The organism is Pseudomonas sp. KBW05, from assembly GCF_003852405.1.
Lineage (GTDB): Bacteria > Pseudomonadota > Gammaproteobacteria > Pseudomonadales > Pseudomonadaceae > Aquipseudomonas.
The window spans coordinates 1-23,046 of the sequence record NZ_QAJM01000001.1; the positions used below are offsets into that span (position 1 = coordinate 1).

General features: G+C 60.0%; 19 protein-coding genes. 6 read left to right on the top strand and 13 right to left on the bottom strand.

The genetic code is table 11. The features are described 5' to 3' along the window. Positions 1 to 45: 45 nt before the first annotated feature. From pgm to DBR46_RS00020, 4 genes are all read right to left on the bottom strand, one after another. The gene (pgm, locus tag DBR46_RS00005; protein ID WP_124524441.1) at positions 46 to 1,689 is read right to left on the bottom strand and encodes a phosphoglucomutase (alpha-D-glucose-1,6-bisphosphate-dependent); all 1,644 of its coding nucleotides are present in this window, start codon (positions 1,687 to 1,689) and stop codon (positions 46 to 48) included. A 112-nt stretch (positions 1,690 to 1,801) separates the two neighbouring features. Then, positions 1,802 to 3,208, bottom strand: a complete 1,407-nt coding sequence (locus DBR46_RS00010; protein ID WP_124524442.1) for a PLP-dependent aminotransferase family protein — start codon at positions 3,206 to 3,208, stop codon at positions 1,802 to 1,804. Positions 3,209 to 3,243: 35 nt separating this feature from the next. Beyond that, a complete protein-coding gene (locus DBR46_RS00015) occupies positions 3,244 to 4,680 on the bottom strand; it encodes a hypothetical protein (protein ID WP_124524443.1) in 1,437 nt (478 codons plus the stop codon). 705 nt (positions 4,681 to 5,385) lie between these two features. Beyond that, the gene (locus DBR46_RS00020) at positions 5,386 to 6,408 is read right to left on the bottom strand and encodes a zinc-dependent alcohol dehydrogenase family protein (RefSeq protein ID WP_124524444.1); all 1,023 of its coding nucleotides are present in this window, start codon (positions 6,406 to 6,408) and stop codon (positions 5,386 to 5,388) included. Between the two features lie 269 nt (positions 6,409 to 6,677). Here DBR46_RS00020 and DBR46_RS00025 point away from each other — a divergent pair, with 269 nt between their 5' ends. Next, positions 6,678 to 7,592, top strand: a complete 915-nt coding sequence (locus DBR46_RS00025; protein ID WP_124524445.1) for a LysR family transcriptional regulator — start codon at positions 6,678 to 6,680, stop codon at positions 7,590 to 7,592. 17 nt (positions 7,593 to 7,609) lie between these two features. On the opposite strand, the gene DBR46_RS00030 is transcribed toward DBR46_RS00025, so the two are convergent. Both DBR46_RS00030 and DBR46_RS00035 read right to left on the bottom strand, forming a co-directional pair. Next, positions 7,610 to 8,467, bottom strand: a complete 858-nt coding sequence (locus DBR46_RS00030; RefSeq protein WP_124524446.1) for an alpha/beta fold hydrolase — start codon at positions 8,465 to 8,467, stop codon at positions 7,610 to 7,612. 91 nt (positions 8,468 to 8,558) lie between these two features. After that, the gene (locus DBR46_RS00035; RefSeq protein WP_124524447.1) at positions 8,559 to 9,455 is read right to left on the bottom strand and encodes a LysR family transcriptional regulator; all 897 of its coding nucleotides are present in this window, start codon (positions 9,453 to 9,455) and stop codon (positions 8,559 to 8,561) included. Positions 9,456 to 9,560: 105 nt separating this feature from the next. On the opposite strand from DBR46_RS00035, the gene DBR46_RS00040 reads away from it, so the two are divergent. Both DBR46_RS00040 and DBR46_RS00045 read left to right on the top strand, forming a co-directional pair. Further along, the gene (locus tag DBR46_RS00040; protein WP_124524448.1) at positions 9,561 to 10,229 is read left to right on the top strand and encodes an RraA family protein; all 669 of its coding nucleotides are present in this window, start codon (positions 9,561 to 9,563) and stop codon (positions 10,227 to 10,229) included. Beyond that, positions 10,226 to 11,449 (top strand): pyridoxal phosphate-dependent aminotransferase, encoded by a 1,224-nt coding sequence (locus DBR46_RS00045; protein WP_124524449.1) that lies wholly within the window; start codon positions 10,226 to 10,228, stop codon positions 11,447 to 11,449. Before DBR46_RS00040 ends, DBR46_RS00045 begins: the two co-directional genes overlap by 4 nt. A 204-nt stretch (positions 11,450 to 11,653) precedes the next feature. On the opposite strand, the gene DBR46_RS00055 is transcribed toward DBR46_RS00045, so the two are convergent. Both DBR46_RS00055 and DBR46_RS00060 read right to left on the bottom strand, forming a co-directional pair. After that, entirely contained in the window at positions 11,654 to 12,316 is a 663-nt protein-coding gene (locus tag DBR46_RS00055) for an RraA family protein (protein ID WP_124524450.1), read from the bottom strand. A 59-nt stretch (positions 12,317 to 12,375) separates the two neighbouring features. Beyond that, a complete protein-coding gene (locus tag DBR46_RS00060) occupies positions 12,376 to 13,725 on the bottom strand; it encodes an MFS transporter (protein ID WP_124524451.1) in 1,350 nt (449 codons plus the stop codon). 174 nt (positions 13,726 to 13,899) lie between these two features. Here DBR46_RS00060 and DBR46_RS00065 point away from each other — a divergent pair, with 174 nt between their 5' ends. Both DBR46_RS00065 and DBR46_RS00070 read left to right on the top strand, forming a co-directional pair. After that, positions 13,900 to 14,799 (top strand): LysR family transcriptional regulator, encoded by a 900-nt coding sequence (locus DBR46_RS00065; RefSeq protein ID WP_124524452.1) that lies wholly within the window; start codon positions 13,900 to 13,902, stop codon positions 14,797 to 14,799. A 99-nt stretch (positions 14,800 to 14,898) separates the two neighbouring features. Next, a complete protein-coding gene (locus tag DBR46_RS00070; RefSeq protein ID WP_124524453.1) occupies positions 14,899 to 15,564 on the top strand; it encodes an RraA family protein in 666 nt (221 codons plus the stop codon). A gap of 63 nt (positions 15,565 to 15,627) precedes the next feature. Here DBR46_RS00070 and DBR46_RS00075 read toward each other — a convergent pair whose 3' ends face one another. From DBR46_RS00075 to DBR46_RS00085, 3 genes are read right to left on the bottom strand one after another with little or no spacing between them, the layout of a single operon-like run. Beyond that, complete coding sequence (locus DBR46_RS00075; protein WP_124524454.1) at positions 15,628 to 17,286, bottom strand: N,N-dimethylformamidase beta subunit family domain-containing protein; 1,659 nt, start codon at positions 17,284 to 17,286, stop codon at positions 15,628 to 15,630. A gap of 14 nt (positions 17,287 to 17,300) precedes the next feature. Then, positions 17,301 to 18,623 carry an MFS transporter gene (locus DBR46_RS00080; RefSeq protein ID WP_124524455.1) on the bottom strand — a complete coding sequence of 441 codons (1,323 nt, stop codon included), beginning with the start codon at positions 18,621 to 18,623 and terminating at the stop codon, positions 17,301 to 17,303. A 49-nt stretch (positions 18,624 to 18,672) separates the two neighbouring features. Next, positions 18,673 to 19,923, bottom strand: a complete 1,251-nt coding sequence (locus DBR46_RS00085; protein WP_124524456.1) for an MFS transporter — start codon at positions 19,921 to 19,923, stop codon at positions 18,673 to 18,675. Positions 19,924 to 20,025: 102 nt separating this feature from the next. Here DBR46_RS00085 and DBR46_RS00090 point away from each other — a divergent pair, with 102 nt between their 5' ends. Further along, complete coding sequence (locus tag DBR46_RS00090; protein WP_124524457.1) at positions 20,026 to 20,994, top strand: AraC family transcriptional regulator; 969 nt, start codon at positions 20,026 to 20,028, stop codon at positions 20,992 to 20,994. Positions 20,995 to 21,032: 38 nt separating this feature from the next. Here the strand turns inward: DBR46_RS00090 and DBR46_RS00095 are convergent, their stop codons facing one another. Both DBR46_RS00095 and DBR46_RS00100 read right to left on the bottom strand, forming a co-directional pair. Then, positions 21,033 to 22,133, bottom strand: coding sequence for an extracellular solute-binding protein (locus DBR46_RS00095; RefSeq protein WP_124524458.1), 1,101 nt, complete (start codon positions 22,131 to 22,133; stop codon positions 21,033 to 21,035). Between the two features lie 53 nt (positions 22,134 to 22,186). Then, positions 22,187 to 23,002, bottom strand: coding sequence for a carbon-nitrogen hydrolase family protein (locus DBR46_RS00100; protein WP_124524459.1), 816 nt, complete (start codon positions 23,000 to 23,002; stop codon positions 22,187 to 22,189). Between the last annotated feature and the right edge of the window lie 44 nt (positions 23,003 to 23,046).

Sequence of the window (23,046 nt, forward strand, 5' to 3'; positions counted from 1 at the left end):
GCCCGCTCCCACACAAGCCCGTTCCCACATTTAGGGGCTGTGGTGTTACTGGGCAATAGCGCCGTCCACCAACACCTGGGCCTCTTCCACCAACTGCTTGAGGTGATCTTCGCCAATAAAGCTCTCGGCGTAGATCTTGTAGATGTCCTCGGTGCCGGATGGCCGCGCTGCAAACCAGCCGTTTTCAGTCATGACTTTCAAACCGCCAATCGCCTGGTTGTTGCCCGGCGCATGGCTGAGGATTTGCTGAATGCTTTCCCCGGCCAGTTGCGTGGACGTGACCTGCTCCGGTGACAGCTTGCCCAGCAGGGCTTTCTGCGCCGGCGTGGCCTTGGCATCGACGCGGATGGCAAACGGCTCGCCCAGGACATCGGTCAAGCCGCGGTAGATCTGGCTCGGGTCCTGGCCTTTGCGCGAGGTCATTTCCGCGGCCAGCAGGGCCGGGATCAGGCCGTCCTTGTCGGTGCTCCAGACGCTGCCGTCCTTGCGCAGGAACGACGCCCCCGCACTTTCTTCACCGCCAAACCCCAGCGAGCCTTCAAACAAACCATCGGCGAACCACTTGAAGCCTACCGGCACTTCGTACAGACGGCGGCCAATGCGCGCGGCCACGCGATCGATCAAGCCGCTGCTGACCACGGTCTTGCCCACAGCCGCGTCGGCACGCCAGTCGGGACGGTTCTGGAACAGATAGTCGATGGACACCGCCAGGTAGTTGTTCGGCGCCAACAGGCCGCCGGACGGTGTGACGATGCCATGGCGGTCGTGGTCCGGGTCGCAGGCGAAGGCCACGTCGAAACGCTCCTTGAGGCCGATCAACCCTTGCATGGCGTAGCTGGACGAAGGATCCATGCGGATCTGGCCGTCCCAGTCCACGCTCATGAAGCGGAACGTGGAATCGACTTCGGTATTCACCACGTCCAGGTTCAGGCGATAGTGCTCGGCAATCGCCGACCAGTAGCGCACCCCTGCTCCGCCCAACGGATCCACGCCCAGGCGCAGGTCGGCGCTGCGGATGGCGTCCATGTCGATCACATTGATCAGGTCGGCGACGTAGCTGTTGAGGTAGTCATGGCGATGGGTGGTATCGGCCTTGAGCGCCTGGGCGTGGGTGATGCGCTTGACCCCGGCCAGCTTATTGGCCAGCAACTCGTTGGCCTTGGCTTCGATCCACTTGGTCACGTGGGTATCGGCCGGGCCGCCGTTGGGTGGGTTGTACTTGTAGCCACCGCTTTGCGGCGGGTTGTGGGACGGTGTAATGACGATACCGTCAGCCAGGCCACTGGTACGGCCACGGTTGTAGCAGATGATCGCGTGGGAAATGGCCGGGGTCGGCGTGTATTCATCGCCTTCGGCCAGCATCACGTGGACGCCGTTGGCGGCGAGCACTTCCAGGGCGCTGGCGCCGGCTGGCGTCGACAGCGCGTGGGTGTCGAGGCCGACAAACAACGGGCCGTTGATGCCCTGTGCTTCACGGTACAGGCAAATGGCCTGGCTGATGGCGAGCACGTGCCATTCGTTGAAGCTCAGCTCGAAGGAGCTGCCACGGTGCCCGGAAGTGCCAAAAGCGACACGTTGAGTGGAGATCGCTGCATCAGGCTGGCCGGTGTAATAGGCCGTGACCAGTCGCGGGATATCCACCAGCAACTGGGCTGGCGCCGGCTTGCCCGCAAAAGGACTGATTGTCATGCATAAACCTCAGAAAGAAGGATTCGGAAAAATGGCAGTTTACTGGGTGTTGGACTACTGCGCGATGGTATCTATCCCACAGCAGAAGTAGAAATTTCACACAGCCATCAGCTCAATTGACCTGCGACTGAAGCAATGCGTCGGCCAGTGCGTCCAAGGCCACATCCAGGTTGGGATGCCCATTGAAGGCGTGGCTCACCCGTACATGCTGCTGATGCAGGCCGCCGAGGCTGAACAACTCCCCCGGTGCAATCACCACCTGCTGGGCCACCATGCGCTGAAACACCTGGCGCATGTCCACCAGGGCCAGCGATTGCAGCCAAAAGCTCGCCCCTGCGGCCGGCATCCTATAGCTCACATGCCCTTCAAGGCGCGCATCCAGGCGCTGGCTCATGACTTCGGCTTGTTCCTGAAGACGGTGGCGCACCGTGCGCAGGTGTTGGTCGAAACGCCCACTCTGGTAAAGCCGCGCAATGGCGCGCTGGCGGATCGATGACAGACGGAAAGAGCGCAGCAAGAATTGACGTTGCAGCTCGCTGCTCAAGTGGCGGGACAACACATAGCCAAAGGGCGCTTCGGCACCGAGGGTCTTTTCGAACGAGGAAAACACGATCAGCCGCTCCGGATTGACCAGATTGCGTAGCGCAGGCAGGCGGGGGCCGAAGACCAACTCACCAAAGGTGTCGTTCTCCAGCAGCCAGCAGCCGTGCTGATCCAGCAGATGCGCCACCTGCAAGCGCTCCGGCATGGATAGCGCCACCCCGGACGGCAAGCTGACCACCGACGACAGCAACACGACGTGCACCGGCTCGTCGCGCAAGAGTCGCTCGAATGTCTTCAGGTCCAAACGACCATCGGCTTGCCAGGGCAATTCGACCACGCGTACGCCAGCGGCCTGCAACAAGCGCAGGATCAACCAGTCGCAGGGCGACTCGACAAGCAACGTGGTGCCCTTGAGGCCCAATACATCGATCAGGATTTCCAGTACGCCCTGCAGGTCGGCGCCGACATACACCTCATCGGCCTGCCAGCAACGCGAGGGCGATGAGGTATAGCGTGCCGCCAACGCCGCCCGTAGCTCCCAGACACCGCAAGGTTGCGACCACGGCTGCAGGTGACGCGGGTACCGGCGTATCAGTTGCCGCTCCAACATCAGCAGCGTGCCATCCAGCGTTGCCAGCAATGCCGGTTCATCACCACTGAGCACCACCATTCTGGGACGACGCGCCGCTGCATAGAGCCTTTCCAGCAGATCGCCCGTCGATGCCAGCAGCGGGTTGCCGGCCACGGGCCAGGCAAAATACCCGGACTTGGCCACTGAATAGACCCGGCCTTCCTTTTCCAGCAACGAATACGCGTACTGGATCGTAGAGATGGACACACTCAAGCGCGTCGACAGTTGGCGCAGGGACGGCAGCCTGACGGGGGTCTCAAGGCTGACTTCGTTGATCAGGTTGATCATGTAGCGGTACACCGCCTGATAGGCAAAGTCCGCCTGCCGCTCACCGCGCAAGTTCATTGCCACACACTCGCGCGGCGTATTCCAAACATGCCCTAGCGCCCGGACAACTGAAACGTGCGCAATTCGGCGCCGCCCAGTGAACGCAGGCTACGTCGGCTGCGTGCGCCGGCACTGTGATCGGTCGACAACGGCCGCTTGCGGTACAGGTGCTGAAGCAACGGCAGTGGCAGCCCGCTGGTGTCGGTCACCCACTGTTGCAACATTTCCGCCGCCGACTTGCCTTGCAACACCTTGTGCAGCTCCGGCAGGGCGACCAGCATGCCCGGGTGACATTGGCGCAGGTAGCCTTCCAGCCGCGCGCCGTGGTGAATAAAGGGTGAGTAAAGCAGGCACGTCAGTTGCCCCTCCTCCAGGCCAAAAAACTCCTGGGCGTAGGTTGCCGACAACGTTCGTCCATCCCGGCTGCTCGCCCCGGCAATCAGGTGCTCGGGGATTTTTCGATCACACATGTAGTCCTGTGCCTGGCGGATAAATCCTTCCACCCCATCTTCGTAGGAAAGCTCGCGCAGGCACTGGGCTTGCAATCCAGACAGATGGGCCATCAGCAGCGGATTGGGAAAATCCGGATGGCTGAAATGGAAGCCGAGGGGGTCTGGCTTGCGGGCCAGAAACTCGTTAAGCAGCGGGGTCGAACCAGGGTCCACCTCGCCGAGCAGATCGGCAATGCCGATGTAGGCCAGGTGCCGGTGCCCCCCTCGCCCCGGGCTTTCACTCGCCACGTATTGCTCACCATAGAGGTCGCGATAACAACCGACGCTCCACTCTTCCATTCGCGCAAACAGCCCATTGAGCGATATCGGTTTTCCGGGGGGCATGGTAACGCCAGCCTTCAAGGCGTTCTTTTTCAGCCACGCCAGGTACTGGCCCTGCTTGCGCGGTGAATCACCACTGACCAGCGCATGAACCCCGCCATTCCAGGTGGTGATGCGCTGGTAGAAATCGCCAAGGGACAGGTAGGTGTCATTGCACAGCGTTGCGCGTACATCCCCGGACGTCAGGTGCCCGACCATCAACATGGCCCGCTGGCTGACTTCCCGCCCGGCGCTCGATGGGGGCCGCTGGTGATTGAAGGGCAGGACCTCCTGGTTTTCCACCATCAGCAGTTCCACCCGCGGGTCGTCATGGAAAAACAACGCGCTGTACCCTTGCTGCAGCGTATCGAGCGTGGCCTGCGTCATGCCAGCGTGACGCAGCGTTGCTACCCGTAGCTGGAAAGTCTTGGGGGCCCGACCGGCAATCGACAATTGCGCGGCACGCAGCAGCGCCAGCGTGTAGCTGCTGACGTCACCGCCACCATGGGCGACCAGCACCTTGTAGCCCCCCACTTGCTCCATTCCGCCCGCCGCCACCACGATCCGCTGAATCAGTAATTGAAGTGCAGTGCGTTCGACGCGGGAAAAGTGCCCAATCAGACGCTGCAGAACTTGTTGGTAAACATAGTTCATGGCTTGTTCGTGAATTACGCTCATAGCTTTACTACCCAAGTTGAAATATCAGTTTCAAGCAAGTGCTTAATTGGCACTTGCTCGACCCATTACATCTGTAGGCTTGACGTTTATTGCTCGGCACTTCGACTAATAAACACTAGCACCTTGCAACAAAAGCATTGCGGGCGAGGATCCATTCACTCAGCCGCCAGGCTGCTACAGAAAGGCTGAAGCGCCAGGCTGGGCTTGAGATCTCAACGAACCTAGGAATACTCCGACAACTTCCTACACCTTTTTAACCGGGAAATTAAAGACGCGTCCGACGTATATTAATCAACCGTATTAGCGCACCCCTTGTAAGGCTGTGCCTTTCAATAACCGGCCTTCGGGCACACAGAGAAGCGACCCGATTAGTACGAGTAGCGCGAAGCGCTGATGTCAGATATTCAATCATTGCTCAATCCTTGAGATGACAGTGAGGCCACAATTATCGGCACTCGAATAATGATTAACAGATACAGAAATTCACCTGAAACCAGCGCAGATGAAAAGCAACCGGGACTTTGTTTTCGCCCACACAACAACGCCGCACTGAAATTCAGTGCGGCGTCAGGGACAAAGGCATTGTTTGCGGGCCTTGGGGGCCGAGCGGCGACTCAACCCGAGAACGGGTTAAGCCCTGTCAAATGGCGTATTTACCCCATCCATTCGGATGCAGATACATTCATTTGCGAATACTCCTACAGCTCAAACAGCTTCAACCTGCAACGCAACCCGCTCACGACACGGGCATTCGTCCATGTAGCGGTGCGCTTCGACAAACTGGCTGAACGCAAATACCGTGGTTTTCAGCGGCACCAGCACGCGGTCGGCGGTGAGCTGGTTGATATCACGCAAGGCGCGCTGCAAGGCCACGTGGTCCTGGGTGATGCCCAGCTCCGGTTTACCGGTGAAGTTACCGATGCAGTGGACAAAGAACTGAATGTTCTTCTGGAACGCTGCACACGCCGGGAATGGCGTCTGGTTGCCGCCCTGCAAGCCGTACAGCACCAGGCTGCCACGCGGGGCCAGTACATCGCCGAGCAACGACATCTGCGGGCCACCCAAACCATCGAATACCACGTCCACGCCGCGGTTGTCGGTGAATTTGTTGATCTGCATGAGCAGGTCCTGCTCTTCGGTGACGATGACTTTTTCCGCGCCGAGCGACAACAAATACTCACGTTCTGCGCTGTCCTTGGTGGCGGCAATCACCCGCACACCCAGGGCTTTGCCCAGTTGCACAAAGGAAGGGCCAGCACAGTGACTCGCGTCCGTCACCAGAGCAAATTGGCCGGGCTTGACCCGCGCCAGGTCCACATAGGCAAAATAGGCGATCAGCAACGGGGTGTAATGTACACTGGCTTCAATCGGGCTCAAGACGTCCGGATAACGGGTCAGGGCCGAACGGGGCAAGACGATCTGCTCGCCATACACCGGGTAATCATTAGGGCTCTCGGCCGGAAAACTGGCGACTTTATCGCCCACTGCCAGGTCATCCACGCCTTCGCCCAGGGCGACCACCACCCCGGCCATCTCATGACCAAGGCCGGAAGGCAGGCGCGCATGGGAAGACGCCAGGTTCTGGCGCCACAGAATGTCGTACCAACTGATGCCGATCGCTTCGACACGCACCTGCACTTCGCCCGGTGCGGGCTGCGCGGCTACATGCTCTTCGCACTTGAGCACCTCGGCCGGACCAAACTTGTGAAAACGGATCGTGCGGGACATCGCAAACCTCGTCAAAGTAACCTCTAATGCCATGAACTCTATCTGGGCTTTCCCGGTAAGACCACAGGTCACCATTAATAGTCGACATGCCTGTCATTGATTCCGCTCCCGAGGAAAAGACCCCGGCTAACGCAGGAAAACTCAATTAGCCGGTGCAGAGTACCAGCCTTTCCCCGTAAGATTCATGCCGGTCATGCTTTTCTAATCGAATCCAAGGGGTTCTTTCATGGCCGCTCTCGTCAAGCTCGCTGACTCATCCAGGACACAAGATGAACCGTAACGACCTGCGTCGTGTCGACCTTAACCTCTTGATCGTATTCGAAACCTTGATGCATGAGCGCAGCGTGACCCGCGCCGCCGAGAAACTGTTCCTCGGCCAGCCGGCGATCAGCGCCGCACTGTCGCGCCTACGCGGGTTGTTCGATGACCCATTGTTCGTACGCACCGGCCGCAGCATGGAACCGTCGGCCCGCGCCGTGGAAATCTTCGCCCTGCTCTCCCCGGCCCTGGATTCGATTTCCACTGCCGTCAGCCGTGCCGCCGACTTCGACCCGGCCACCAGCACCGCCGTATTCCGTATCGGCCTGTCCGACGACGTTGAGTTCGCCCTGCTACCCCAACTGCTCAAACGCCTGCGCGCCGAAGCGCCCGGTATTGTACTGGTGGTGCGTCGCGTCAACTACATCCTGATGCCCGGCCTGCTGGCCTCCGGCGAAATCTCCATCGGCGTCAGCTACACCGCCGACCTGCCGGCCAACGCCAAGCGCAAGCTGCTGCGCCGCAGCGTGCCAAAACTGCTGCGCGCCGACAGCGTACCGGGCAGCCTGAGCCTCGACGACTTCTGCGCCCGCCCCCATGCCCTGGTGTCATTTGCCGGCGACTTGAGCGGGTTTATCGACGAAGAACTGGAAAAACTCGACCGCAAACGCCACGTGGTACTGGCCGTACCGCAGTTCAACGGCCTCGGCACATTGCTGGCGGGCACAGATATTGTCGCCATCGTGCCCGACTATGCCGCCGAGGCCTTGACGGCTGCGGGCGGCTTGCGCGCGGAAGAACCGCCGTTGCCGGTGCGTTCATTCGAGCTGCATATGGCGTGGCGTGGGTCGCAGGATAACGACCCGGGGGAAAGGTGGTTGCGGTCGCGGATTCAGATGTTCTTTGGCGACCCCGAAAGTTTGTAACTGAACGCCATAAAGATCTAAAAACCCTTTAATAACATAGCATTACCATTGTCCACACCGACACCCGGATGACGATGATGAAAGTCAGCAATGCGCTGCCACATCTCGACGGGGTTGGAATACATCGGGAAGTGACCGCAGGCTGAAATGCTGGCGAGTTCAACACCCTGCGCCTGAATATCGGCCAGGTAGGACAGGTGGCTGTTCTGCTCGCCATACATGAACATGCGAGGGCACAGTAGCCCAAGGAACTTGCTCATCAAGTCGCCGTGGTCGGACAACTCCACCATTGATGTGAATATCCCGCGGACTGCTTCGACGCGAACCTTGTATGGGAGGCTGCCCGCATAAAGCGCGCTGGCAGGGTCGCTGCCATGGCGTGTGCGCTCGATGAATGCGTCAAAAAACACTTCGGGTTCATCCGCAGGATAGTCGACGATCTGGCGGCTCAAGAAGCAGTCTTCCGGGGCAATGTTGCCCTCTATGTCGACAAAGCTGATAACCCGTTCGGGATGCTGATGGGCCAGCAGCAGTGCGGTGAGGCCGCCCATCGAATGGCCAACCAGATGAAAACGCTTGATGCCAAAATGATCAAGCACTCTGAGCGCGGTGGCCAACAGAATCGGGATGCACAAGCGTGACAGGTCAGCACACTGACTTTCACCAAACCCTGGGGCATCGTAGGCCACGAAGGGGCGCCCGGCGAACGCAGGTTGACAGGTCAGACCGGCGAAATCCTCCTTGGTTGAGCCGAAGCCATGCAAAAACAGGATGGGTGCGCCTTGCCCTGCGCGATACACGCTGGAGATTTCAAGACCAACGCCGTCAACACTGATGGGCACAAGGTCTTGGCGGAAGGGTTGCGAGTCTGGCACACGAAGGCTCCTTTATAGTTCAGCCCGTCACTGTCGGCGCTGGCCCAGGATATGTAAATTCCTCATCAAGAATGATCTTCATACGACAAACCTATTGATCAGACTGTCGGGACTGGGCCACCAGTGCTTCGACCAAAGGGTTGGTTCGATCGGCATTCCAGGCGACTGTCGTGGTCACTACGCTGACCTTCTGTGTCAGTGGGCGCAACACGACGTTGGCCGGCGCCAGCTTGCTCATGGCTGCGGGCACCAGCGCAATGCCCTGGCCACAGCTCACAAAGGCGATTTGCGACGCCACCGAACGCACTTCATGTAGTACCCGCGGGGCAAAGCCATAGGCCCGGCACGTGGCGATCAGATTATCGAAGTACAGTGGGCTGACTTTGCGTGCGAACATCACCAATGGTTCGCTGGCCAGACTCGCCAGGGCGACCCGATCCTGCTGTGCCAACGGATGCTCGGCCGGTAGGGCAACCATGAGGCTTTCTTCAGTCAGTGGCAGCCATTGGATGGACTTGCCCAGGTCGCCATCAAGACGCGCAAACGCCAAATCGATATCGCCCGACTCCAATGCCGGTACGGCTTCGACACTGTCGATTTCTCTCACCGATACCGTGATGTGCGGGTATTCCAGCTTGAAGCGCTCGATGATCCCCGGCAACACATCGAACATCGCTGATGAGATCGCGCCAATGGTCAACATGCCTCGATGGCCTGCCACTGCCTCATCGACTGCCAACTCCAGACGCTCAAGCTGATCGGCGAACTTGCGCACCGCCGGCAAGATCGCAGCACCCACCGGGGTTAACCGTGCGCCACGCCGGGACCGCTCGAAGAGCTTGACCTTGAGGGCCTGCTCAAGAATCTGGATTTGTTCGGTCAAGGGCGGCTGAGTCATACCGAGGCGCTTGGCGGCGCGACTGAAGTTCTGCTCTTCGGCCACGGCGAGAAACAGCCACAAGTGACGAACCAGGCGAAAATTGATCATGAAATTTCCATAGGTTTAGCGTATGTAAAAGATCTTTGATTAGTAATATACCTATCACACTGCGTGCTCGACACTCCCGGCTTCCAAAAGCCTAGAGGTCTACCTATGAACCAAGACGCCATTCTTGAACAGCTGGCGGCACTGGACAGCAATACCCTGTCTGATGCACTCGATTTTCTCGGCCTCCCCGGCGCGACCTTTGGCCTGCGTCCCTTGTGGGACTGCGCAAAAGTCGTCGGCCGAGCCAGCACGGTAAAACTGGCCGCGAAGACAGACGCCATACCCACCGTCCACCTGATCACGCCGGTTATCGAAGCGATCGAAACCGATGACCGCGTACTGGTTATCGCCGGCGGCATCGAAGGCATTTCCTGCTGGGGCGATATTCTGGCAAACGCCGCCGTGGCCAAGCGAGTGCGCGGCAGCATTATCGATGGCTGCAGCCGCGATATAGATGGCAGCGCAGAGCTTGGTTATCCGGTCTACGGTCGTGGCGTGACGATGATCAGCGCGCGCAATCGCGTGGTCCAAGTCGATGCCGCTTGTGCCGTTCTGGTTGCGGGCGTAACGGTGAATCAGGACGACTACGTGCTTGCCGACCGCTGCGGCACGGTCTTCGTCCCAGCAGGGCACATCGACGAAGTGCTGGAACTGGCTGAGCGGATCGCCCGTCGGCAGAGCGCCATGGTCGAGGCTGTACGCGCAGGACGATCGGTGGCAGACGTGATGCATGACAATCAATTTACAGCGATCAACACGGAGCACCACCGATGAATCGTGCCGGCCAAAAATCACTCAACCGGAACCTGGCGGCAGCTCAGCCCTCCGCCACCTACCGCATCATTGATCGGGTGGCCCAGCGTCGCGCCGAGGGTGCAAAGATTATCTCGCTGTGCGCCGGGGAGCCGGATTTCGATACGCCTATCCACATCCGTGAAGCCGCCAAGGATGCCATCGACCAAGGGTACACCCGCTACACTCAGGTCGCCGGCAGTCGAACCTTGCGAGAGGCAGTTGCGGCCAAGTTCCGCCGAGAAAACGGATTGCCGATCGACTGGCAGGACACACTGGTCTGCAGTGGTGGCAAGCAAGTGATCTACAACGCGCTGGCAGTCACGCTCAACGAGGATGATGAAGTCATCGTACCGGCGCCTTACTGGGTCAGCTACCCAGAGATGGTTCAACTCAGTGGTGCACGAAGCGTAATTGTGACCTGCGAGGCCAGCAATGGTTTCAAGTTGACGCCCGAGGCCTTGGCGGCAGCAATCACGCCACGCACCCGCTGGCTGATCATCAATTCGCCCTCCAATCCGACCGGTGCGGTCTACAGTCACAATGAACTGCGGGGCCTTGCGGATGTGCTGCTTCAACACCCTCACGTGCTGGTGTTGGCGGACGATATCTACGAGCATCTGATTTTCGACAATCAGGTATTACACACGCTGGCCCAAGTCGAGCCCCTCTTGGCAGAGCGCACCCTGACAATGAACGGTGTGTCCAAAGCCTACGCCATGACGGGCTGGCGAATCGGCTTCGCCACTGGACCTCGCTGGTTACTGGCGGCAATGGAAAAGCTGCAAGGCCAACAGACATCCGGCGCGTGTTCGATTTCCCAACATGCCGCGACTGCCGCGCTCGAAGGCCCGAGGAACTTCATCCTGCACAGCAGGGAAGTTTTCCAGCGACGGCGTGATCTCATGGTCGACATGCTCAATTCCATCCCGGGCATTCAGTGTGAAAAGCCGGCGGGTGCGTTCTACGTATTCGCCAACTGCGAGGGCTTGATCGGTAAGACCTCATCGGCAGGTCGGCTGCTTGCCACTGACGAAGATGTAGCGCTGGCGTTGCTGGAAGAGAATGATGTCGCGGTAGTCCATGGCAGCGCATTTGGCCTTGGCGGTCATATCAGGATCGCTTACGCGATGGACGATTCGTCACTTGCCCGGGCGTGTGAATCAATCAAGCAGTTCTGTCAGGGCACTCAGAGCATGTGACCGGCCCAGATGCCCTGCTCCACCAATTCCGACGCCCACTCGACAAATGTCTCGCCGACATAACGCGTGGCCGGACTGACTTTTCTGTCGGCAGTATTCGCGACGGTTAAATCACATGAGGGTTGTTGTAAGAAAAACGGCAAGCGCTTCGTCCAACGGATTGAACGTCTCACTTGCCGTCTGCGGGGGATCTACGCAACAGTATTACGACTTGCGTTGCAAGGTGTGATAGCCCAGCTCTTCCCGGGCTTGCTTGAGGGTGCGACCCTGGCTGATCAAGGCACGGATATCAGCTTCGATCGCTTCAATCTGCCGGGCAACCTGGGCAACCTCTTGCGCCCGCGCACGCGGCACCACCACAACGCCATTGGCGTCCGCGACGATAATGTCACGAGAGCATACCCGGGCCTGGCCGATGGACACCGGCTGGTTGACTGACTCGACTTGGACACGGTCTTTGCCGGTACGCATAAAACGTCCTTGGGTAAACAACGGATAGGCGTCGCCCAAGGCTTTGTTGACATCGCGGCAGACGCCGTCGATCACCGTGCCCGCAATGTTCCGGCTGCCGGCATATTGGGTCATGATGTCCCCCCACACCGTGCAATCGGTACGGCCATCATTGTCGATAACCACGATATCGCCTTCAGCGACATCCTCAATGAAGTCGCCGACAGTGCCAGGCGGAACGCTCGCCGAGACGTACTTGACCGTAAACGCAGGCCCCACGACAACCTGCTTGTAGTTGTCGAGCGGCATCACACCAAAGCAGTGGCCTGGCAGGCCGAGCTTGTCCAAGGCATCCGAAACACCGGGTGTATCCAGGCCATCGAACAGGGCGACCAGCGCTTTATCTTCTGAGTGCATCATTAACTCCTTTCAAACAGGTTGATTGATCACATCGGGTGACGCCACCCGCGTTAAGGTCACACCTTGTTGGACGTGGGCACCGGTTCCAGAATCGTCAGCAACAGCACGAAGCTGGCAAACGAACCAATTGCAAGGTAGGTGAACACGTAGTTCCAGCCGTAGCTGTCGAGCAATAGCCCGGTCATGAAGGGGGTCGCTGCCGCCCCAAGCTGCCCGACCATGTTGACAATGGCGTTGGCGACGGGGAAGGTCTTCTTGGTTGCCAGCGCCATGGGATAGACCATGTACGACGAGAACCCAAAGCTCAGCACGATCCCCGTTGCCATCAGCAATAGTCCGTATGAGAGTGGTTCGCCAGGCGAGTGGATCAACAGGTACATCATCACCGATGTCCCGAGTGCCGACAGCAACATCCCGGGCTTGCGCCGCCCGCCCAGCCATCGGTCTGAACAGTATCCGCCCAACAAGTTGCCCAGCACGGCACCGACCCAGGGCGCTGCCGAGACCAGGCCCATGTTCATCAGCGAGAAGCCTTTGACCGTGATGAGGTAGGTAGGGATCCAAGACAGCAACACACTGGAGACACCCAACTGGAAGCAGTAGGCCAGTGCACTCCCCCAGATCAACCACGAGCCGAAAACCTGCCGTTTGGTCTCCAGCGCAGACACTTCGCGGCGACGAATAAAGAAGTCCAGACGCTTGAAGGCTCGCTCCGACGTCTTGTTCAGAGCCGGCGCAACACTGGCTGCACCGTTAAGCGGGGTTTTATCGGCAATGTAGTCGAGCTCCGCCTGATTGACGAAGCGGCTTTTCGACGGGTGATCCGTAATCAGAAAATACCAGGCAATCGACAATAAAATGCCGGGTATGGCAAAGAAGTAGAACACCTCGCGCCAGCCCCAGACGGCGATGATTACCGCACAGAGTGGCGGCACGATGACCGGACCAAACTTGACCGCAGACAGAAAAATGCCCGAGGCGATGCCTTTCTCCCTCGGCGGAAACCAATTGTTGATCGTGGTGGTCATGCTAATCGGCAGCGGCCCCTCGGCCAGGCCCAGACCGAACCGATAGATCTTCAACGCGAGCAATGAACCCGCCGTACCGACCAAGCCCGTCAGCACCGACGTCATGACCATGGCAGTCGGCAAGATCCGGCTCACGCCCAAGCGACTGAACGCCAAACCTGCCGGGATTTGCGCCAACGCGTAGGCCAGCAGGAACAGGCTCATCAGCCCACCGGCTTGCGCGTTACTCATCTCGAATTCTTTGCGAATGAACGGCAGTGCAACACCTAGATTGGCCCTGTCAGCAGCAGCAATGGTGTAGATCGAAAAGATCATGCCAGCCACGATCCACCGATAACTGCTGCGCCCTTTTGTATGAACCACTTCAGCGGTCGACATACTTCATACCTTTGTTTTTGTAATTCGGCGGTAATCTAGGCGCGACGAAGGTAGAAAAAAAGCGACAAATACTCACCACTTATCATCGCTTTTGGTGGACAATCCGCCTTCCTTTTCTGCCTTGCAACTCTGGCCAAGCCGCGCGATTGCAGGCTCACGACCTTGGGGCACGCGATGATCACGTTGAAGCAGATCGAGGCAATCTACTGGATTGTCGAGTTGGGCAGCTTCGAAGCGGCCGCGACCAAGCTCAACATGTCCCAGTCTGCGATCTCCAAACGTGTGCAAGAGCTCGAGGATGCCTTTGGCGTAGCCATTTTCGATCGATCCAAACGCAGCGCCCGACTTACCCAGAAAGGCCTGGAGCTACATGGCTGTGCCGTCGAGATGCTGCGCCAGCGGGATAACCTGCTCGAGCGCGTCAGCTCTAAAGAGACGCTGGTGCGGCGCTTGAGGCTTGGTGTGACGGAACTCACGGCGCTGACCTGGCTGCCGATCCTGGTCGATCAGATACACCAGACCTATCCCAAAGTGGATCTCGAACCCTCGATCGAATTGAGCACCGACCTGTTGCGACGGCTGCAGGCCGACGAGCTTGACCTGATCATCGTGCCTGACATTTTCCGTGACGCCCGCTTCGTCAGCACCCCGCTCATGGCTGTTGAAAACGCCTGGATGTGTTCACCCTCGCTTTACCCGAGTGACGCGCCAATGGACTTGCAGGCGCTCTCCTCGTTCACCGTACTCACTCAGGGTGGCAGTTCAGGTACCGGGCAAACCTACGAACGTTGGTTGGCAGAGCATAATGTGCGACTGACCAAGACCCTGACCAGTAACTACCTTGTCGCTCAGGTCGGGCTGACGATATCTGGCGTAGGGCTCAGCTACCTGCCTAGACAATGTATGAGCAGCTTGATCGAACAGGGCCGCTTGAAGGTCATTCAAACCGATTTGCCGCTGCCGCCGATCAGTTATGTCTGCGTACATCGGGCTGACCGCTACCAAGGACTCATTAGCGAAGTCACACGCCTGGCGCAAAATGTATGCGACTTCACACGCCTTATCATCACCTGAAGCGATGTTTTTTTATCAATAAATATCGCTAAAAGTAACTGCTTTTCTCTCCTACCATCGGTGCCTACCCCGCTGGTTTAAATCATTCAGGAGATTGTCATGCAGTTACCCGGGTCTCGTATCCTGCCGTCGCCAACACTCGCCCCTGCCCATGTGATCGAATCGTTCCAATCGGTCGTCACGCCGCACATCAGCGACAACCTCGGTCGACACATCGGCGCGCGTGGGCTTACTCGCTACAACTCCTCGGGCAAGATTATCGGTACTGCGCTGACCGTGAAAACCCGCCCAGGTGACAACCTGTTCATCTACAAGGCATTAACCCTGATTGAACCCGGCCATGTGCTGGTCATCGATGCCCAGGGTGACACCAATAATGCGGTCATCGGCGAATTGATCAAGCTCTACGCAGAGCAGCGCGGCTGTGTGGGCTTCATCGTCGACGGGGCGATACGCGATGTTGATAGCTTCAAGTCCAGCCCTTGCTATGCCCGGGCGGTTGTTCACTGCGGCCCGTACAAAACTGGCCCAGGCGAAATCAACGTACCGGTATCGATTGGCGGCATGATCATCTCACCCGGTGACATCATCGTCGCGGACGAGGACGGCATCGTCGCGTTCCCTCAGGATGTCGCAGAACAGGTGCTGGAAAAGGCACGTGAGCACGAGGCGCATGAAGAGGCGGTCAAGGCAGAGATCGCTACGGGCGCACTGGACCAATCGTGGCTGGACAAGGTGCTGGAAAAAGCAGGCCTGGCGAACTGACGCGAGTACGCTCGTTTGTCTGTAATCACCCTGATCAGTCGTTGATAAATGAGGGCAGATCACTCAGCCCTCGCGTTCAATCAAGAAACGCTCGAGTACATTTCTTGTGATCATCACGGTGTAAATGTCTGCCTGCATGAGCCCATGTACCCATTCGCACGTGGCGGCAGTAAAAACCTCACCTCGACCTTTGTGGAAGTGCACCATCATGCCGGCCCCACGGCTGTGCAATGCGATGCTGGCGTCGCTAAGGTCGGGCGCCAGGATGGAAGCACGAAACCGCGCATCGCCGTCGCCGAGCATGAATGAATAGACGTCCTCGGACCGGCCGTGCTCGGCATTGGTCGCCCAGCCCATGGCGAGAATTTGCAGTGCGCTGGGCGCCCCGTCTGTGCCGAGCGGTTCTGGAAGGCCGTCGATGAACGTGTAGTCGAGGCCGTCCACTTCATAGCCAAAGATGTTGGCTTCGTCCCCGAACATGTCCGCGTAGCCAAGGCCCGTCCCGGTAAATGCCCAGTGCTCAGGCCTGAACACCGTATATCCACGCGGGTTGCGCGGTGCCATTGCGCCAAAGCTGGCGTATATCCCGCGCAGCGCATTCACCCCGAACGTCGATGCCCCGGGGTGATTTACCCGCGGGTCTTCCCAGGCTCCCGTTAGCCGATGAGGCTCGGTAGCCGCCACAGGATCGAGCGCGCCGGCATCGTACTTGTAGGCCACCTGCCGCCGCCCCTCGTCCTCCAGGCGAATCTGCCACATAAAATTGCCGGCGAATCGCGCGACCTTGCCGCCCTCCTCGACAAAGGCGTCGACATGGTCGCGCATTTCCCGCGTCCAGTACTCGTCGTGCCCAACAAAGACGGCGCAGGCGTAGCCCTCCAGCGCGTGCGGGTCGTGATGCACATCGTCCTGGGTCAGGATATGCACCGTATAACCTTGCTGTTCGGCCCAGACCACAAAGGGTCTCTCGAAAGAAGCCCACCCCGCCAGCGCGTAGTACTTGGCGTAACCGTTAAGGCCAGCCCATTCGATGAACTCATAGCGCGCCGGCCCAGGCTGGCCGGGCCGGGTGGCGTTGACGCAACGTGGCGCGTCGTCCGGCAGCCACACCTGCCCTCGCGCCCAGGGGCGCTGTGCCGACAGCAACGGTGAGCGGCCACGCGGCGTGCCGGGGTGAAGGCCAAAGTAATGATTGGCACCGCCCCAGTCGTTGTACGCGGCCCATGTCGAGGTGGCCGCGACGAGTACCAAGGCATCGGCACGCTTGCGCAGCGCCTTGACGATAAACAGATGATGCCCGAGGACGCTGCCAGCGCCGTCCTGTACTTCGACGATATAACCACCCTGCTCGGCATCCGTCGGGATTGACCATTGCATGAAGACGGGCCATTGGCAGCCATGCTCATAGGCGCGTTCAGGCAGGGGGTGGAATCTTGCGTCAAGGCTGTCGGTGGTATGCAGCGTGTGGGCAATGGCGCCATCGCGATAGATCCTGAGCCGCACTTGCGGGCAGTTCGACGACAGATACAGGCAAACCGAATCACCCGGGCGATAGGCGCGTCGATCCGAATAACACCAGGCAGCCGCCGGGCCTGATGCTGAAGGGACTTCAACCCAGGTCTCGCGTGCGGCCTGACGTGGTCCTGACGTCTGGCTGACGGTCACGCTGGCGCCGGGACGTTCACCGCGTGCAGCGAGTTTTTTGAGGTCTGTGGAATTCATTGATTCGTACTCCTTTATTCGGCGGTTCGGCCAGCCAGGGTATTGACGCTGACTCGAGCGCCAGGGGCCTCGATGTGCGCGAGGTCGATGCCCGCCGTTTCGTCGATCAGAAATCCTGCCAGGACGGTGACTACGCCCAACCCGATGACATAGCTGACGTACAGATAGCCAAGGTCGGCGCCGCTCAGGTAGCTGTGCAGATAGGGAGCCGTGCCGCCAAAGATCGCCACTGACACCGATGAGACCAAGCCGACGCCCTGGGCCCGTGCCTGGGTAGGCACCTGCTCGGAGAGCACCGCGGGGAAAATCGCCGCGATCAACGACCAGGCGCCGAGCCCCAGCACCTGGGCCAAGAACAGCGTGTAGGGTTCAGTGGTCACCATAATCGAGATGGGATAGGTCAGTACGATCACGCCCAGGCCCCAGGCGATGACCATGGGGCGGCGCCCTACCCGATCGGACAACATTCCGCAGACCGGCAACCAGCACACACAAAGGATCTGCGCGAGAAGACTGGCGACATAGGCACCCGTAGAGTCCATGCCTTGGGCAATCGCCGTCGACGCGCCGAACGTGACCCAGGCGTAGTAAGTGACATTGGCGGCCGCCGCAAGCATGACGATGTTACGGGCCACACGTAGCATCTCCCCCGTGGACAGCTTGCGCGGCGGCCGCGCTTGCCCCTGCTGCGCGACAAACACATGGGATTCCTGCGCACCGCGGCGCAAGAACAACGCGTAAATACCCAGCACGCCACCCAGGGCGAAGCCTATCCGCCAGCCGTAGTCACCCATGGCTTGCGCGCCCAGCAGCCAGGTGAGTGTCGCCGCCACGGCCGTCGCCGCCATCACCCCGAACGTCACCCCCACATACACCGAACTCGACCATAAGCCACGATGTTTGCTGGGGGCGATCTCGGCGACATAGGTGTAGGAGACCCCTGTCTCGCCACCATGAGCGAGCCCCTGCATCAGCCGGAAAAACAGCAGCGCGCCGGATGCATACAGGCCGATGCTCGAGTAGTCCGGAATAAGCGCGATGCCCATACTGCTGAGCGCAAGCAGCAGCATGGTAAGCACCATGATGGTCCGACGCCCCAGCCGGTCGCTCAGTCGGCCAAACAACCATCCGCCGATAGGGCGTGCGACAAAGCCACCCGCAAACACAGCGAGGGTCGCGAGCATCGCCGAGCGCGCATCGCTCTTGTCGAACAGATTGCTGGCCAGGTACACCGAAAAGGTTGCGTACAGGGTCCAGTCAAACCATTCGAGCGCATTGCCGATACCTGCCGCGCGCAACGATTTGAGGCGTCCTTGGTGAGACGTCGTATTGTTCATCGGTTAATTCCTGATTACGGATGGGATCAAAGCGATTTGGCTAATCGAATCAAAGGTGCAATGCGGGTTTGGATTGGCGAACGGCATGGGCAGAAGGGACGCGGACCCGCAGCGCAATCAGCAGCGCGGCCAGCAACATCAACACGGCCGCGGCGACGAATACGCCTGCGCTGCCACCGAAGCTGAACACGGCACCACCAGCGGCGGCGCCTGTCGCGATGGCGGACTGCACGGAGGCCACCACCATGCCTCCGGCGCTTTCGGCCTGATCGGGTACCGCACTGGCCACCCAGTTCGACCACGCCACCGGCACCCCACCAAAGGCCAGGCCCCAGATCGCCAGGAGTATCGCCTGCCCCGGCAACGAGGCCGGCAACAGCACCAACGCAAGTGCGGCAACGCCGACCAGTGCAGGCATCAACACCAAAGTGGCCAGCGGGTGGCGCTCCAGCAGCCTGCCGGCCAACAGCGTGCCGACGAAGTTGGCCACACCGAACCCCAGCAACATCAGTGACAGCCCTTGCGCGCCAATGCCGGTAGTGCCTTCGAGGAAGGGCCGAACATAGGTGAACATCGCGAAGTGCCCGCTGTGCACCAGCACACAACCGAACATCCCCATGGCGATGCCTGGGCGCTGCAACACCTCTAAAACAGTGCGCAGCCTTGCCGGCCGACGCGGCGCGAGGCGCGGCAGGGTGAACGACTGAAACGCCAGGGTCACCATGCCGACCGCCGCCGCGGCAAAGAACGCACTGCGCCAGCCGTAAAGCCCGCCCAGATAGCTGCCCAGGGGCACGGCAACGACCGTGCCGATGGCAATCCCGCTAAAAATGATCGAAAGCGCCCGGGGCAATAGCGCACTCGGCACCAACCGCATCGCAACCGCCGCCGCCATGCTCCAGAACCCGCCAAGGGCGATACCCAGCAAGATGCGCATCAACAACAGCACCGCGAAGCTGGAAGAAACGGCGACCAATAGATTGGAAGCAACCATCAACGTGGAAAACCCCAGCAACACCCAACGCCGGTCGATGCCACGGGTCAGGCCTGGCACCAGCAAACCGGCGAACAGCGCGACGACTGCCGTCACCGTTACCGCCTGGCCAGCCAGCGCTTCGGACACGCCCAGGTCAGTCGCCATCAGCGTCAACAAACTGGCCGGAAGGTACTCGGCGGTGAGTAAGCCGAACACGCCCATTGCCAACGAAAACACGGCCATCCACGCGGGGGTCGCAGGTTCTACATCCAAACCGACGCCAGGATGGCGGTCGGGTACGGCATTACAGACACAATCGGTCATCGTACGGATCTCCCAATCTTCATGACGAACCGAAGTCTAGGCGCCGGATTCCGGATGATCTATGATTGAAAATCTCGACTTTTTGACTAAAACACCTGAACGATGCCTGCAGATCAGTTTGCTCTCTCCTCGGACCTCATCAACGAACTGTTGCGCGGCATGCGCCTGCGCGGTGTCGAATACCGGCGTATCCAGGCCGGCCCTACCTTCGGCTTGGGCTTCACGGAAAAACCTGGGCACGCCTGGTTCCACTTCATCGCCGTCGGCAATGCGCTGCTGCGCATGGAGGATGGCACCCCTTACGAGCTGTCTGCCGGCAACGCCGTGTTCATCTCCCATGGCGCGGCCCATCAACTGCTTTCACATCCAGACGCGCCTGTTCTGGACATCAACCATCTGGACGGCGCCCCTCTCGGTGACACCGTCAGCGCAGTGGCTACCGGCGCCGATGCCAGTGCCACGCCGAGCACTATTGTGTTCAGTGGTTGCATGGAGTTTGAACTGGGCAGCATCCATGGCCTGGGCAAGCTGATGCCGGGCCTGATGCTGATTGATGCCGGCGGCCAGCGTTACCCCGGCCTGGTACCGATCCTGAGCACCATGGAACGCGAGGTCAGCGCCGCGCGTGTCGGCTTCGCCGGTATCCTCGCGCGTTTGGCCGACGTGGTGGCGGCCATGGTCGTTCGCGGCTGGGTGGAATGCGCCTGCGGCAATGCCTCAGGCCTGGTCGCCGCCTTGCGCGATCCACGCTTGGCCGGAGCCTTGCTTGCGCTGCATCAGCAACCGGGCCGCGACTGGACCGTTGCGCAGTTGGCGGCGCACTGCAACACCTCACGCTCGGTCTTCGCCGACCGCTTCCAGGTGACGATTGGCATGACCCCGCTGCGCTATGTCACCGAACTGCGCATGCGGCTTGCGAGCCAGTGGCTGACTCTCGAAAGGCTACCGATTGAAGAGGTGGCGCAGCGTTTGGGCTACACATCGCAGGCCGCTTTCAGTCGTGCATTCAAGCGCATTACGGGTAAGACACCGGGATTGAGTCGTAAGGTGAGGCAGGCCGCTGTGACTTGAAACCGAGCGCGAGCAGTTCCACTTAACAATAATGCACCTCAAGTCCCACTCTTCACCTTGCTCCAAACCCGCGTGCGCACCCGCTCCAACTTGAGCGGCAGCGGCTCCAGCGGAAACAGCGTATCCAACACCACTTTCGCCGGATAAACCCCGGGATTATCCCGCACCCGCTCATCCAACAATGCAGTGGCGTCCTTGTTCGCATTGGCGTAACTGAGGTAGTTGGACGTCTGCGCAATCACCTGCGGACGCAGCATATAGTCGATAAACGCCAGCCCCTGCTCGGGGTTCGGCGCATCGTTGAGCAGCACCAGGCTTTCAACCCAAACCGGCGCGCCTTCCTTGGGGATGCTGTACTGGATCTGTCGGCCACTGCCCGCTGCATCGGCGGCTTTCTTGGCGTCCATCACGCCGCCGGCCCAGCCGACCACCGCGCAGATGTTGCCATTGGCCAGGTCGGTGATGAACCGCGATGAGTCGAAGTAGCGGATATGCGGGCGCAGTTTCAGCAGCAGTGCCTGGGCTTTCTGGTAGTCGTCCGGGTTCTGGCTGTTGTAGGGCAGGCCCAGGTAATGCAGGGCGATGGGGATGATTTCGCCCGGTGCATCGAGCATGGCCACGCCGCAGGTGTCCAGCTTGGCGAGGTTGTCTTCGTTGAAAATCAGCTCCCAGGAGTTGACCGGTGCGTCGGCGCCGAGGATGGCGCGGACTTTTTCCACGTCGTAGCCGATGCCCGTGGTGCCCCACAGGTACGGCACGGCGTAGCGATTGCCGGGGTCGTTGCTCTGCACCTTGGCCAGGATGGTCGGGTCAAGGTGGGTTGCGTTGGGCAACTGCGCGCGATCCAGCTCCTTGAGCACGCCCGCCTTGATCAGGTTGGGCAGCAGGTCGCCGGTGGCCACCACCACGTCGTAGCCACTGCGGCCGGCCATGAGTTTGCTCTGCATGACTTCACTGTTGTCGAACACGTCGTACGCGCTGTGTATGCCGGTCTGCGCCTGGAAAGTTTTCAGCGTGTCAGGGGCGATAAAGTCGTACCAGTTGTAGATATTGACCTTCGGTTCTTGTGCCTGGGCGCAGGTCACCGCGCCACTGATCAAGCAGGCCAGGCCCCATCGTACGTATCGAGTCAGGATCATCGAGCACTCCTGGGCGTTGCCGCCCGATTATTGTTTGGGTTGGGCAAGATCGATCAGCGCAGCAGCAGTTCGCGGCGTCCATCGGCATGCTGCACGCTCTCGCCGCTCAGGTGCAGGCGACGATCATTGAGGTAGTGGTAGTCCGCGCGGGCGGCGTCGAGTTGCGTCAGGTCCAGGGTCACGACCTGCCGGGTTTCGTCGCGTCCAGCCTCGAACAACGGGCGGCCGAACGGGTCGATGGCGGCGCTGCCACCGGCAAATACCAGGCCGTCGTCGCCCTCGCCGACGCGGTTGACCATCACGCTGAATAGCTGGTTTTCCTGGGCGCGGGCCATGATGGCGGTGCGGTGCACCGGGCCATAGGGGTCCATATTGCCGTTGGTGACGATGATCAGCTCGGCCCCCAACTGGGCCAGGGCGCGGGCGGTTTCCGGCAGTTCGATGTCGTAGCAAATCAGGATGCCGACGCGGATGCCCTTCCACAGCGCCGTGACAAGACGGTCGCCGGGGGTGATGTCGCCGCGCTCGGAAGGCCACAGATGGGTCTTGCGATAACGCAATGCAATGCCCTCGGGCGTGACCAGCACCGAGGTGTTGTAGTGTACGCCGGCATCGCTCTCGACCAGACCGATGACCACCGCCACATCACGCTCGCGGGCGGCCTGTTGGATGGCACGCAACGCCGGGCCGTCAAGGGGCTGCGCCACCTCGGCCAATTGTTCGCCGGCGACAAAGCCCATCAAATGGGTTTCAGGAAACACCAGCAAGTCGGTGTCCGCGCCACACGTGGCGATGGCTTCCAGGGCGCGTCGCAGGTTATAAGCAGTGTCGCCGTCGCGGCCGGCCAGTTGCATGAGTTCGATCTTCATCGTGGATCCTTGTGCACAGTAAGCTGGCAACGAGTATGGGCCGT